At 62.6% G+C, this 13,745-nt stretch carries 11 protein-coding genes; 4 read left to right on the top strand and 7 right to left on the bottom strand.

Features of this window, described 5'->3' with window-relative positions; all coding sequences use genetic code 11:
- Window positions 1–3: 3 nt before the first annotated feature.
- From GGR23_RS01895 to GGR23_RS01880, 4 genes are all read left to right on the top strand, one after another.
- Entirely contained in the window at window positions 4–996 is a 993-nt protein-coding gene (locus tag GGR23_RS01895) for an ABC transporter substrate-binding protein (protein ID WP_183364423.1), read from the top strand.
- A gap of 558 nt (window positions 997–1,554) precedes the next feature.
- The gene (locus GGR23_RS01890) at window positions 1,555–2,748 is read left to right on the top strand and encodes an efflux RND transporter periplasmic adaptor subunit (protein ID WP_183364422.1); all 1,194 of its coding nucleotides are present in this window, start codon (window positions 1,555–1,557) and stop codon (window positions 2,746–2,748) included.
- 12 nt (window positions 2,749–2,760) lie between these two features.
- Entirely contained in the window at window positions 2,761–6,060 is a 3,300-nt protein-coding gene (locus GGR23_RS01885; RefSeq protein WP_183364421.1) for an efflux RND transporter permease subunit, read from the top strand.
- A gap of 278 nt (window positions 6,061–6,338) precedes the next feature.
- On the top strand, window positions 6,339–7,028 hold the full coding sequence (locus GGR23_RS01880; RefSeq protein WP_183364420.1) for a Crp/Fnr family transcriptional regulator: 690 nt from the start codon (window positions 6,339–6,341) through the stop codon (window positions 7,026–7,028).
- Window positions 7,029–7,094: 66 nt separating this feature from the next.
- Here the strand turns inward: GGR23_RS01880 and GGR23_RS01875 are convergent, their stop codons facing one another.
- The 7 genes from GGR23_RS01875 to livM form a co-directional block, all read right to left on the bottom strand.
- The gene (locus GGR23_RS01875) at window positions 7,095–7,940 is read right to left on the bottom strand and encodes a GGDEF domain-containing protein (RefSeq protein ID WP_183364419.1); all 846 of its coding nucleotides are present in this window, start codon (window positions 7,938–7,940) and stop codon (window positions 7,095–7,097) included.
- A gap of 680 nt (window positions 7,941–8,620) precedes the next feature.
- Window positions 8,621–9,046, bottom strand: a complete 426-nt coding sequence (locus tag GGR23_RS01870; protein WP_183364418.1) for a lysozyme inhibitor LprI family protein — start codon at window positions 9,044–9,046, stop codon at window positions 8,621–8,623.
- Between the two features lie 152 nt (window positions 9,047–9,198).
- Window positions 9,199–10,317 (bottom strand): branched-chain amino acid ABC transporter substrate-binding protein, encoded by a 1,119-nt coding sequence (locus GGR23_RS01865; RefSeq protein WP_183364417.1) that lies wholly within the window; start codon window positions 10,315–10,317, stop codon window positions 9,199–9,201.
- A gap of 118 nt (window positions 10,318–10,435) precedes the next feature.
- Complete coding sequence (locus tag GGR23_RS01860; protein WP_183364416.1) at window positions 10,436–10,789, bottom strand: DUF6867 family protein; 354 nt, start codon at window positions 10,787–10,789, stop codon at window positions 10,436–10,438.
- Between the two features lie 24 nt (window positions 10,790–10,813).
- On the bottom strand, window positions 10,814–11,542 hold the full coding sequence (locus GGR23_RS01855) for an ABC transporter ATP-binding protein (protein ID WP_183364415.1): 729 nt from the start codon (window positions 11,540–11,542) through the stop codon (window positions 10,814–10,816).
- A complete protein-coding gene (locus tag GGR23_RS01850; RefSeq protein WP_183364414.1) occupies window positions 11,539–12,420 on the bottom strand; it encodes an ABC transporter ATP-binding protein in 882 nt (293 codons plus the stop codon). Before GGR23_RS01850 ends, GGR23_RS01855 begins: the two co-directional genes overlap by 4 nt.
- The gene (livM, locus tag GGR23_RS01845) at window positions 12,420–13,700 is read right to left on the bottom strand and encodes a high-affinity branched-chain amino acid ABC transporter permease LivM (protein WP_382340797.1); all 1,281 of its coding nucleotides are present in this window, start codon (window positions 13,698–13,700) and stop codon (window positions 12,420–12,422) included. The genes GGR23_RS01850 and livM overlap by 1 nt, the downstream gene beginning before the upstream one ends.
- Between the last annotated feature and the right edge of the window lie 45 nt (window positions 13,701–13,745).

The following is a 13,745-nucleotide window of genomic DNA, read 5'->3' as shown; positions in this document are numbered from 1 at the left end:
ACAATGACGAAAAAATTGACTTCGATGCTTCTCGCAGGCGCCGCCACGCTGATGGCCTTCCAGGCCATGGCAGCCGACAAGGTGACGCTTCAGCTGAAGTGGGTCACCCAGGCCCAGTTTGCCGGTTATTACGTTGCCAAGGACAAGGGTTTCTATGAAGAGGAAGGCCTCGACGTCGAGATCAAGCCGGGCGGTCCGGACGTCTCCCCGACGCAGGTGCTGGCCGGCGGCGGCGCGGATGTGATCGTCAACTGGATGCCCGATGCGCTCGCCAACCGCGAAAAGGGCCTGCCCCTCGTCAACATCGCGCAGCCCTTCAAGACCTCGGGCATGATGCTGACCTGCCTGAAGGAAACCGGTGTGAAGTCTCCGGCCGACTTCAAGGGCAAGACCCTCGGCGTCTGGTTCTTCGGCAACGAATATCCCTTCCTGTCCTGGATGGGCAAGCTCGGCCTCTCCACCGAGGGCGGCGCCGATGGCGTGACCGTTCTGAAGCAGGGCTTCAACGTCGACCCGCTTCTGCAGAAGCAGGCTGCCTGCATTTCCACGATGACCTACAACGAATACTGGCAGGTCATCGATGCCGGCATCAAGCCGGAGGACCTCGTCACCTTCAAGTACGAGGACCAGGGCGTCGCCACGCTCGAGGATGGTCTCTATGTCATGGAAGACAAGCTCAAGGACCAGGCCTTCAAGGACAAGATGGTCAAGTTCGTCCGCGCTTCCATGAAGGGCTGGAAATACGCCGAGCAGAACCCGGATGAAGCCGCCGGCATCGTGCTCGACAACGACAGCTCCGGCGCCCAGACGGAAAAGCACCAGAAGCGCATGATGGCCGAAGTCGCAAAGCTCACCGCAGGCTCTAACGGTGCGCTCGACGAAGCCGACTACAAGCGCACCGTCGACACCCTGCTGAGCGGCGGCTCGGAGCCGGTCATCTCCAAGGAGCCGGAAGGCGCCTTTACCCACGAGATCACCGACGCTGCGCTGAAATAAGCCGGAGAGCGAACCCAAACCGGACTGCCGCGTGGCGCAACCCCGCGCGGCAGTCATGTCCGGATCAAAACTTTTGATGGCTTCCGGAGACGAGTGTTGCCTTTAGGTCATTGATTTAACAAATGTCTGTTATTAGACAGTTCGTCTGACTGGGACGGCCTCACGGCTATACGTGAAATTTTGCAGTGCAATGCCTGGCCGCCCCGCAGTGTCTTGCGGTTTTCGCCCTCGATCCCCACATAGGGCTGGTTTCTGACAAATGCCAGTTTCGGGGGAATGCCGGCGCGGGAAGCGCGATTGAAGATACGCATCAGGCACAAGGCAGGCTGTCGCATTGCGGCCCGACATCAGGGCGCCACGATGGTTTGCGATGGTCGCAGGCGGTAATCCCACACATCGCCCATTGCGATTGCATATTGCATGGCTTGAGGGGAAGAGCGGACGTCCGATCCGGAGATCCAGCGCTTTCATGAGCCGAGGAACAATGACCGGTTCGAAAGGCACGCGAATTGCATGCCTCCACGGGCGAACCGACAAGCAGGATTCGGAAAAACGGGTATGGCACGCTTTCATTTCAGCATCACCAGCATGACGGCCGCGCTCTTGCTGGCTTCGGCGGCATTGGCACCGGCATTTGCCGAGGAAGAGGCAGCGCCCGCAAAGGGCCAGCAGCTGCCGGCCATCGTCGTCATCCGCGCGACCGAGAAGCCGATGGTGGAGAAGATTCTCGCCACCGGCACGATCCGGGCCGTGAACGAGGTTCTCGTCCAGCCGCAGGTGGAGGGTCTCTCGATCCGAGAACTGAAGGCCGATGCCGGCGACCGGGTGGAAGCCGGCGCGGTACTTGCCACGCTGAACGACGATGCGCTCCTGCTCTCCAAGAGCCAGCTTCTGGCGACCAAGGCAAAGGGCGAAGCCGCCCTTCAGCAGATCAAGGCCCAGCTTTCCGAGGCGCAGGCGAATGCCGACGAGGCCCGCCGCCAGGCGGACCGCGCCCGCACCCTGTCCGGCAAGGGCACGCTTTCCACCGCGCAGGCCGACCAGCTCGAGGCCGCCGCTGTGGGCGCCGAAGCGCGGGTCAAGTCTGCGACCCAGGCCGTTGCCGTCGCCGAGGCCGATCTCAAGGTGGTGGATGCCCAGATCGCCGACGTCGACCTGAAGCTCGCCCGCACCAGCGTCACCGCGCCGGTCTCCGGCCTGGTGTCGGTGCGCAACGCAAAGGTCGGCGCTATTGCCAGCGGCGCGGGTCAGCCGCTCTTCACCATCGAGCAGGACGGCGCACTCGAGCTGGTGGCCGATGTGTCCGAAAGCGATATCCTGCCGCTGAAGGCCGGCCAGAAGGCCATCATCATGCTCGCCGGCGCTGCCAGGGAAATCTCCGGTTCGGTGCGTCTGGTCTCCCCCACCATCGATCCCGCGACCCGTCTCGGTACGGTGCACATCGCCATCGATGACGACAACCAGGCGCGTTCCGGCATGTATGGCAGCGCCTCCATCGTGACGGCGGAAGAAAAGGGCGTCGCCCTGCCGCTCACCGCGATCACGACAGGCGAAGAGGGCACCACCGTCCGCAAGGTGGAGAACAATACGGTGAAGCTGGTTTCCGTTGAAACCGGCATCCAGGACGGAAACATGATCGAGATCCGGAAGGGCCTGAAGGCCGGCGACGAAGTCGTGGCCAAGGCGGGCGCCTATGTGCGCGACGGAGACCGCATCCAGCCGGTTCGCGAAGAACCGGCCGCATCGAACTAAGGGAACGGCAAGATGAACTTCTCCGCATGGTCCATCCGCAATCCGATTGCGCCGCTTCTGGTGTTCTTCCTGCTCATCTATGTGGGCATGAACTCCTTCAACAAGCTGCCGATCACCCGTTTCCCGAACATCGACGTTCCGCTCGTCGCGATTTCGGTAACGCAGAGCGGCGCTTCGCCCGCCGAACTGGAAATGCAGGTCACCAAGGTCGTCGAGGATGCCGTGGCCGGCATCAACGGCGTCGATGAAATCAACTCCACGGTCACCGACGGCAACTCGCAGACGGTCGTCATGTTCCGCCTCGAGGTGCCGACGAACCAGGCCCTGCAGGACGTCAAGGATGCGATCGACCGCATCCGCGGCGACCTTCCCGCCTCTGTCGACGAACCGAACGTGACCAAGATCGACGTGGAAGGCCAGGCGATCCAGACCTTTGCCGTTTCCTCGCCGAACCTTTCGCTGGAGGAGCTGTCCTGGTTCGTAGACGACACGATCAAGCGTGCGCTTCAGGGCCAGCCCGGCATCGGCCGCGTCGACCGCTACGGCGGCGCCGACCGCGAGATCCGCATCGAGCTGAACCCCGACAAGATGGCCGCGCTCGGCATCACCGCCTCCGACATCAATCGCCAGCTGCGCGGCACCAATGCCGACGCCGGCTCGGGCCGCGGCCAGATCGCCGGATCCGAGCAGGCCATCCGCACGCTCGGCGACGCCCGCGACGTGGCGCGCCTGGCAGACACCACCATCTCGCTTTCCGGCGGCCGCTTCGTGAAGCTCTCCGACATCGGCACCATCAAGGATACCTACCAGGAGCTGAAGTCCTTCTCGCGCTTCAATGGCACTCCCGTGGTGACCTTCGCCGTGTTCCGGTCGAAGGGCGCATCGGAAGTATCCGCGGCCGAGACGATCAGCCAGCAGCTGGAGCAGGTCAAGGCCGAGAACCCGCAGGTTTCCATCGAGAAGATCGACGATTCCGTCTACTTCACCTATGGCAACTACGAATCCGCCATGCACACGCTGCTTGAAGGCGCGGTGCTGGCGGTCATCGTGGTGTGGCTCTTCCTGCGCAACTGGCGTGCGACCCTGATCTCCGCCGTGGCCCTGCCGCTGTCTGCGATCCCGACATTCTGGATCATGGACCTGATGGGCTTCTCGCTGAACCTCGTCAGCTTCCTCGCCCTGACGCTCGCCACGGGTATTCTCGTCGACGACGCGATCGTGGAGATCGAGAACATCGCCCGCCACATCAAGATGGGGAAGACGCCTTACAAGGCGGCCATCGACGCGGCGGACGAAATCGGTCTGGCGGTCATCGCGACCACCTTCACCATCATCGCGGTCTTCGTGCCCGTGTCGTTCATGCCGGGCATTCCGGGCCAGTACTTCATCCAGTTCGGCCTCACGGTTGCCTTCTCGGTCTTCTTCTCGCTGCTTGTCGCCCGTCTGATCACGCCGCTGATGGCGGCCTATCTGATGCGGGCCGAGGATGCGGTGGACGACCACCACGACAATGACAGCCCGCTGCTGAAGAAGTACACCGGGCTCGTGCGGGTGACGACGCGCTGGCGCTACACCACGCTGATTGCCGCCATCGGCTTCCTGATCGGCTCGGTCTATTTCCTGGCACAGGTTCCCGGCAGCTTCATGCCGCCGGAAGATGCCTCGCGCATCACGCTTTCGGTGGAACTGCCGCCGAACGCGTCTTTGGCCGAAACGGAGAAGGCGACCGACGAGATCTACAAGCGCGTGAAGGAAATCGATGGCGTTGAAACGGTCTTCGTGCTCGGCGGCGCTTCGCCGAAGGGCGACCTGGAACTGCGCCGCGCAACGGTGACGCTGAACCTCTACAAGCTCGACCACTCGCTCATCAAGAAGCTGGTGAACGACGTGGCCGGCCGCCTGCCTGTTATCGGACCCTACCTGCCGAAGGTAAAGTCCCAGGGCCGCGAGCGCCCGCAGTGGGACATCGAGTCGGAAGTCTTCGCCAAGCTGCGCTCCATTCCCGATATCCGGGTGCTGAAGCTGAATGACCGCGGCGAGCGCGACCTATCGTTCAACTTCCTTTCCAAGGACGAGCATGCCCTGGAAAAGGCGGTCGGGCTTCTCGAGGCGAAGCTGCGCTCCCTGCCGGAGCTGGCCAATGTCAGCGCCGAGGGCTCGCTGCCGCGGCCCGAACTGCAGATCCGCCCGCGCAAGGATGAAGCGGCTCGCCTGGGCATCACGCCGGCGCAGATTGCCGAAACGGTGCGCGTTGCAACCATCGGCGACGTGGATGCGGCCCTGCCGAAGATCGCGCTCGATGGCCGGCTGATCCCGATCCGTGCGCAGGCATCGCTCGACATGCGCAAGGATCTGGCCGCAATCCGCGCCCTCAAGATCCAGACCGCAGCCGGTGCGATCGTTCCGCTGGCGAGCGTCGCCGACATCGACTATTCGGAAGGCGTTTCCTCGATCAAGCGCAACAACCGCAACCGCGTGGTCTCCATCGGTGCCGACCTGCCTCCGGGCGTGGCGCTGAACACCGCCACCGACGCCTTCAAGAAGGGCGTCGAGGATGCGGGCCTGCCGAAGTCCGTGCGCCTTGCGGAAAGCGGGGATGCCAAGATCCAGAACGAGATGGTCGCCAGCTTCGGCAATGCGATGCTGCTCGGCCTGCTGCTGGTGCTGATGGTGCTGATCCTGCTCTTCAAGGACGTGATCCAGCCCTTCACGATCCTGTTCTCGCTGCCACTTGCGATCGGCGGCGTGGCGGCGGGCCTGATCATCACCAACAATGCGCTGTCCATGCCCGTTCTCATCGGCATCCTGATGCTGATGGGCATCGTGACCAAGAACGCCATCCTGCTGGTCGACTTCGCCATCGAGATGATCCACCGCGGCATGGACCACAAGCAGGCCATGATCGAGGCCGGCCGCAAGCGCGCCCGCCCGATCATCATGACATCGATCGCCATGTCGGCCGGCATGCTGCCCTCCGCTCTGGGCGTCGGCGAAGGCGGCTCGTTCCGTGCGCCGATGGCCATCGCCGTGATCGGTGGCATCATCGTTTCGACGGTGCTGTCGCTGGTGGTCGTGCCGTCCTTCTTCCTGATCATGGACGACCTGTCGCGCCTGCTCGCCCGCATCTTCGGCCGCTTTGTCGGCAAAAAGGAGGAGGAAGACCTGCCGCTTTCCGACGAGCAGCTCACCCGTCTGGCAAACGAGAACCAGGACAAGCTGGAAACGCTGGAGAAGCGCCTCAGCGAGCTGGAACAGGGCGGCAAGACGGTGAAGAGCAATGTGGTTCGCCTGCCGCCGCTGGCGGCGGAGTAAACCCCTCAGCCATCCAAGGACGGAGCCGGGCTTCAGAAAGCCCGGCTTTTTTTATGCGCGCCGGTCTGACAAATGCCAAAAAAATCGCCGGGCGTTGCGCTTGTTTGATCGAAATCAAACCGCCTCCCCCGAAATTTCCTATCCTGTAGCCGTTCCAGACGCGTGAATGCCGGATTCCCGAGGGGCAAGGGGCGGCGCTCGCTGCGATGGATCGCGCCCGGGACGGGCAGTTTCAAGCGACACATCAGGCGGCCGGGGGCCGCCGGGCTTCGGGAGTGATGACGGTGAACAAGCTTTTGAGATTGAACAGCCGCGAGAAAAACATTCTCGTCAAGACGCCGATCATGGCCTCGCTGGGCCCTTCGGCACTGACGAAGATGCTGGACCTGGCGACCGCGGTCAATTACGAGAGCCGCGACATTCTCTTCCGCGAGGGAGAGGAGGCTGAAAGCTTCTATTGCGTCCTGTCAGGCTATGTGCGCCTTTATCGGCTGAACAAGGACGGCCGGGAAGCCGACATCCGCATCTGCGGACCGGGCGACACCTTTGCCGAATGCCTGCTCTATCTGGGGCCGAACTACCGTTACAATGCACAGGCTGCAGAGAACGTCACCCTTGCGCGATTCGATATCGCCCGGGTGCGCGCCGCCGCCGAGCAGGACGTGGATATCTCCCGGGCCATCATGCAGTCGCTGGCAAACCATCTGCTGACGACGATGGACTGCGTGGCCAACGACCGGCTGCAGACGGCGCCGCAGCGCGTGGCTCACTTCCTGCTGACGAGCTGCCCGAAGGAAAGCACCTCCGCCTCCATTCGCCTGCCCTTCCAGAAGAGCCTGCTGGCGGGCAAGCTCGGCCTGGCTCCCGAGGCCCTGTCGCGCGCATTCTCCGCCCTTCGCCGCGCGGGCGTGACGGTGCGCGGACGGCTCATCCAGATCAACGACGTGAATGCCCTGAAGCAGATCTGAGGTCAGGTCGTTCAGGCGTACACCGAATAGGCAGGCCCGGGATATGGTACCCGGGCCTTTTTCCTTTCAGGCGACACCCCGTGCGATGGCCGCTTCATTCTCTAGCTCCAGGCGCTCGGCAGCCACCATGTCGAGGATCAGCGTCAGCCCCTGCCGGTCATGAACCACCCGGTTGCGGCCACCGGCCTTTGCCAGATAGAGCGCCTTGTCGGCTGCGGCATAGGTCAGCTCTCCGGCCTTCCCGCTTTCCACCTCGGCGAGACCCGCAGAAATCGTGATGGTGAAATCAGCCTGGCCGCCGTGGAAGACCTCCGCCTCGATGCGTTCGCGCAAGCGCTCCACCATCGCCAGCCTGTCCTCGATGGTACCGTTCGACAGAAGGAAGCCGAACTCTTCGCCGCCGAGGCGGCTGGCCGGCGCGCCCGGGCCTGCGGTTTCCGCAATCAGCTCCGCTACGCGGCGGATGACGTCGTCGCCCACCGTGTGGCCGTAGGTATCGTTGATCGACTTGAAACGGTCCACATCGATGATGACAAGCGAGCAGCCGGCCTTGGCCCGCGCAAGCACGTCGGCAAACGCCCGCCGGTTCAGCAGGCCGGAAAGCGCATCCGTGCGGCTGAGTTGCTCGAAGCGGGCATTGGATCGCGCGAGGCGATCGATCATCCGCCCCGTGCGCAGGCCGAGCCAGGCAGCCACCGCCGCCGCAACCAGACCGCAAGCCGTTGCAAGCCGCAGGCCGTCCTCGCCCGTCGCCCCGACGAGACCGAGTGCCGCGAGCAGCGAGACCGCGACAAAGCTGCCGGTGAAGCCGAGGAGCGCGGCGCGCAGGGTCATCCTGTGCACGAAGCTCTTGAGGGGCTGCCGCTTGCGGAAGCTGTCGCCGCCCTCTCCATCCGCTATCCATCTCATCATAAGACCGATCTTTCGGGGGTGTTTGAAGATGACAAAGGAGATAGTGGGCAAGCCTTCCGACTCTTTTAATCCAATCGATCAAATTCGAACCAATCGGGGCATGACCCCAAAATGATGCCTGCCATGGCCGCCGGAACCGCCCGCTGCGGGCCATCACACCTCAGGTTGCATATCTTGCTTTTTTAGGTCCAGCGCATGCGGATTGCTACAACTACAGGAACGGCATGTGCTGCTCTGGCCGCGACAGGCATGCAGGCGGCCCCTCCAAGCCGCGGCTCGGGCAAGAGAGCCGCACCCGCCATTCTCGAGGCCATATCCCATGCCGCAGAGGGGCGTAGAGAAGACAGGAGCCGGCCGTGGGAGGGATAACTTCCTCCCTTTTGCGCCATTGCAGCAGCTCCGCACATGCCGAGCAGGAAAAACCACTTCGGGTGGTATTTTGACTTTCGTCAGGATGAAACGGCTTCGGCCAGCGCCGCTTTTGCCGCTCGCGCGGAAAGACGGCCCGGCCTTCGGCATCCCTCTTCCCAAGGCGTCTTTGGTTAACGCCGAAGGTTCCCCGGACACGGGAAGACGGCGCTGATTCGCGGCAGCCGGTTCATCCGGTATCGGTCTCGCGGGTAACGGAACCTTGCCCCTCCCCGCAGACCGAATTGACGCCCCCCGGAGGCGGCCGGAGATCAGCGCAGGCTGTCGGCGAGCTCCTTCAGTTGCTTCGTCCTCTCACGGCTCTTGTCGGCAAGGCAGGAGGAAACCAGCAGAGGCTCCATGGTGCCACCCCGGGCCTGAAAGCCCTGCAGACGGCAATCCGCATCCCTGAAGGTGACCCAGGCCCTCTGTGCCTCGACAAGGGCCTTCTCCGCCCCCTTGAGTGCATCGTCCAGATCGCGGTCGAGGTTTCGCACGGCCTCGCGCGTCTGCTTGTACTGCGCGTTGAGATCCTTGTCGGCGGCCTGCGAATCGCGTGCGGCGTATTCGTTCATGTCGCTCTGCGTCACGGGCGCCTTGCAATCGGGCTCGGGCGCTGCCTGCTCCTGCGCGGTGGCTTGCAGCGCAAACCCGGCGGCGAGGCTGAAACAGAGGGCGAGAGCGGTCATCTTCATCATGGGATCGGTCCGTTTGCGGCTGGCGAGGGAAATGTCCGGCAAGTTTATCGAAAACGGCAGTCCGGAGAAGCAGAAAACCCGGCACAGGGCCGGGTTTTCGTGGTTCAAGCGAAGCCTGTTCGCGTGCGACGCAGCCGCACGCGGGACTGGTCTTACTTGTTTTCCTTGTAGGTGTACTTGCCGTCTTCACCCTTCTGCCAGGTGTACATGACGTAGTCGGCGCGGGTGATGTCACCCTTCTCGTTGTAGCCGAGGTCGCCGATAACGGTCTTGAACGGGCCCTTGCCGCGGATGGCTTCAGCAACCTTCTGCGGGTCGTTTTCGCCGGCAGCCTTTGCGCCTTCAGCGATAACCTGGAGGGCAGCGTAGGAGTACAGCGTGTAGGCTTCCGGTTCGAAGCCGGCGTCGCGGAACTTCTTCACGGCTTCGGCAGCGTTCGGGTTATTACGCGGATCCGGCGGGAAGGTCATCAGGGTGCCGTTGACTGCGTCGCCAGCGATCGAAGCGAGTTCGTTCGAGGTGATGCCGTCGCCGGACATCAGGGTTGCCTTCATGCCCTGGTCAGCCATCTGGCGGATGATCAGGCCGGCTTCCGTGTGCAGACCGCCGAAGTATACGAGGTTGACGCCAGCGTCCTTCATCTTGGCGATGAGGGCGGAGTAGTCCTTTTCACCGGGGGTGATGCCTTCGTAGACAACTTCGGTGATGCCGGCAGCGTTCATTGCCTTCTTGGTTTCGTCGGCAAGGCCCTGACCATAGGGGGTCTTGTCGTGAACGACGGCAACCTTGCCATCCTTGAAGTGCTCGGCGATGTAAGCGCCGGCAACTGCACCCTGCTGGTCGTCACGGCCGCAGGTACGGAACGTGTTCCACAGGCCGCGCTCGGTGAACTGCGGGTTGGTTGCAGCCGGGGTGATTTCGAGGATGCCGTTTTCGGCATAGACTTCCGAAGCCGGGATCGAAACGCCGGAGTTGAAGTGACCAACAACGAACTTCACGCCATCGGCGGCGAACTTGTTGGCAACCGAAACGCCCTGCTTGGCGTCGGACACGTCGTCGCCGAGGACGATCTTGACCATTTCGCCGTTGATGCCGCCGGCCGCGTTGATGTCGGCTGCAGCCTGCTCAGCGCCTTTCTGGAGCTGGGCACCGAAAGCGGCGTTCGGGCCGGTCAGCGGACCAGCGACGCCTACGAGCAGGTCTGCCCAGGCCGTGCCGCTGAAAGCGACCATGGCCGTGAGCGCAACTGCCGACAGAAGAGACTTCTTCATCTTGTTACTCCCAAATTATTGGATGGGTTTTTGATGTTCCCCGGTGCAATACCCATCTCCATTGCCCCGGTATAGAGTTCCCTCTGAGAGATAATCTGAGACAGTTTTCAGCCGACTGTCAATCTTTCTTCTTCCAGGAAAAGGCCGAAGTGCGCTCGTACAGCCAATAGTAATTGTTGACCATCTGATTGGTGCGCTTCATCCGGAAACCGATCGAAGCGAACACCAAAAGCAGAGCGACATCAATGACGTAGTAGAACGGGCTGATGAACGGCCCCTGGAACAGCGCATAATGCAGGAAGCGCATCATGACGCCGAGAAGGAGCGAGTAGACGATGACGATCGGATAATCCGACCAGCCTTCGGCTGCCGCGCGGCCGGCCCGCCAGGCCGTCCAGAAACCGATGAGCACGACGAACAGGCGGATGACGTCCTTGCTGGAGCCGTCGCTTTCGAAGAAAAGTCCCTGCATCTTTTAAACTCCCCTCACCCGCCTTTAGTGGCGGCCGCCTTCCAGATAGGCTGCGCGGACTTCCGGATTGGCCAGGAGCTCCTTGCCAGAGCCCTGCATGGTGACATGCCCGTTGACCATCACATAGGCGCGGTCGGAAAGGCGCAGGGCCGCAAATGCGTTCTGCTCCACCAGGAAGACGGTCAATCCTTCGGTCTTGTTGAGCTCCTTGATCGCCTCGAAGATCTGCTTGACGATCAGCGGCGCGAGGCCGAGCGACGGCTCGTCGAGAAGCAGGAGCTTCGGACGGGCCATCAGTGCGCGGCCGATGGAGAGCATCTGCTGCTCGCCGCCCGACAGCGTGCCGCCGCGCTGCGACTGGCGCTCTTCCAGACGCGGGAAGAGCTTGAAGATGCGCTTCACGTCCTCGTCGAAATACTTCAGATTGTCGAGGCTCGCACCCATCTGAAGGTTTTCGTAGACCGTCATGCGCGGGAAAATGCGCCGGCCTTCGGGCGACTGCGCGATGCGCAGCCGTGCGATCTCGTGTGTCGGCATGCGGGTGATGTCCCGGCCGTCGAAGATCACCTGACCGGTGCGCGCCTGCGGGCTGCCGCAGATCGTCATCATCAGCGTCGACTTGCCGGCGCCGTTGGCCCCGATGAGGCAGGCGATTTCGCCCTGGTTGACCTCGACGTCCACGCCGTTCAGCGCGCGGATGTTGCCGTAATAGGTTTCGACACCCCGAACCTTGAGAAGCGGTTGACCACTCATGCGTTTTCGCCTCCCTCCAGGGATTCCACCGTTGCAATCACCTCTTCGACCTCTTCGTCCTCGACGCCGAGATAGGCGGCGATGACCTTCGGGTCGTTCTTCACGTGGTCGGGCGTGCCGTCGGAGATCTTCCGGCCGTACTCCAGAACCACCACGTGATCCGAGATCTCCATGACGACAGACATGTCGTGCTCGATCAGCATGATCGAGGTGCCGCTGTCTGCACGGATGGAGCGGAGGAGCTTGTTGAGGGTGAGCGATTCAGACGGGTTGAGGCCGGCTGCAGGCTCGTCCAGGCAGAGGAATTCCGGCTCCGTGCACATGGCGCGGGCGATTTCCAGGCGGCGCTGCGCACCGTAGGAGAGGTCGCCGGCCGGGTCGTCGGCGCGGTCGATCAGGTCGGCCATCTCGAGCCAGTGCTCGGCGATCTCGATCGCCCGCTTGGACTCGGCCTTGTAACCGCCGATGCCGAGGAGACCCAGCACCGTGTAGCCGGATGCCTTCATCAGCTTGTTGTGCTGGGCGACCAGAAGGTTTTCCAGAACCGTCATGCCCGAGAACAGGCGGATGTTCTGGAAGGTACGGGCCACCTTTGCCGTCTTGGTGATCTCGTGGTCCGGAAGCCGCTCGAGGAGATACTCCTTGCCGCTCTTCTGGCGCAGCGTGATCATGCCCATCGTCGGCTTGTAGAAGCCGGTGATGCAGTTGAAGACCGTGGTCTTGCCGGCTCCGTTCGGGCCGATCAGCGCGGTGATTTCGCCGCGCTTGGCCTCGAAGGAGAAGTCGTTGATGGCCATCAGTCCGCCGAACTTCATCGACAGATGTTCCACCTTCAGGATGATGTCGTCGTTGCTCATCGTCTGGTTCCCGGGTGCCATCAGCCGTGGCCCTCTTTCGTAAAGCTGCTGGAGACGTTCTTCCGTTCTTTCAGGAAGGCGGTCGGTTCACGCGAGCCCACGAAGCCGCGGGGCTTGAAGAGCATCACGAGCACCATGGCCGCACCGAAGAGCAGCATGCGGTAGAGTTCCGGGGTGAAGTCGTCGCCAAAGATATGCTTCAGGAATTCCATTTCGCGCAGCAGTTCCGTGCCGCCGATCATGGCCACCGCGGCGATCGCGATGCCGGTCAGCGAACCCATGCCGCCAAGAACGACGATGGCAAGGATGATGGCCGATTCCATGAAGATGAAGCTGTCGGGCGAGACGAAGCCCTGGCGGGCGGCGAAGAACGAGCCAGCGAAGCCGCCGAACATGGCGCCCGTGGCGAAGGCCGTCAGCTTGGTCGTCACCGTGTTGATGCCGAGCGCACGGCAGGCGATCTCGTCTTCACGCAGCGCTTCCCAGGCACGACCGATGGGCATGCGGCGAAGCCGGATGGTCACATAGGCCGTGAGCAGGCAGAGCGCCAGGATGAGATAGAAGAGGAAGATCTTGTAATAGGCGGAGGACGGTGCCAGGCCGAAAAGGGCTGCAAAGCCTTCCTTGGAGGCGTCGAACTTGATGCCGAACAGCGTGGCCTTCGGGATCGACGAGATACCGAACGTGCCCTTTGTCACATCCGTCCAGTTGATGAGCACCAGGCGGATGATTTCCCCGAAGGCAAGCGTCACGATCGCCAGGTAGTCGCCGCGCAGGCGAAGCACCGGGAAGCCGAGGATCATGCCCCACAGGGCGGCCAGGATGCCGGAGATCGGCAGCAGCAGCCAGAAGGACAGGCCGAAGTAGCTGGAGAGCAGCGCGTAGGAATAGGCGCCCACGGCGTAGAAGGCCACATAGCCCAGGTCGAGCAGGCCGGCGAGGCCGACGACGATGTTCAGACCCCAGGCCAGCATCACGTAGATGAGGATCTGGATGCCGAAGTTGTCGACATATTTCAGCGAACCCTGGGTGCCGGCGAGCGTCACCGCGAGGATCGGGTAGAAGACGAGGAAGACCAGGGCGATCTTCAGGAAGTTCTTCGAGAAGAAGCCCTTTTCTTCGACAGCCGGCTTGGCGTTGGCCTTGCGGGCAGCGACCCAGGGCTGCACCACGGTCACGATCAGGAAACGGCCGACGGCCGCGATGATCACGAAGGCGGCGAGCAGGCCCCAGCGGAAGCGGTAGACAAGCTCGTTGTGGATGTTCTGCTCGGTGACGATGCCGATGTAGAGAAGGAACATGCCGAAGGAGATGGCCCCGGCAAAGAGGCCTTCCTTGATGCCCTT

It is taken from the genome of Gellertiella hungarica, from assembly GCF_014197145.1.
GTDB classification, from domain to species: Bacteria; Pseudomonadota; Alphaproteobacteria; order Rhizobiales; family Rhizobiaceae; genus Gellertiella; species Gellertiella hungarica.
The sequence above is the reverse complement of the archived record's forward strand: the minus strand, read 5'-3'. Positions and strand labels throughout refer to the sequence as shown.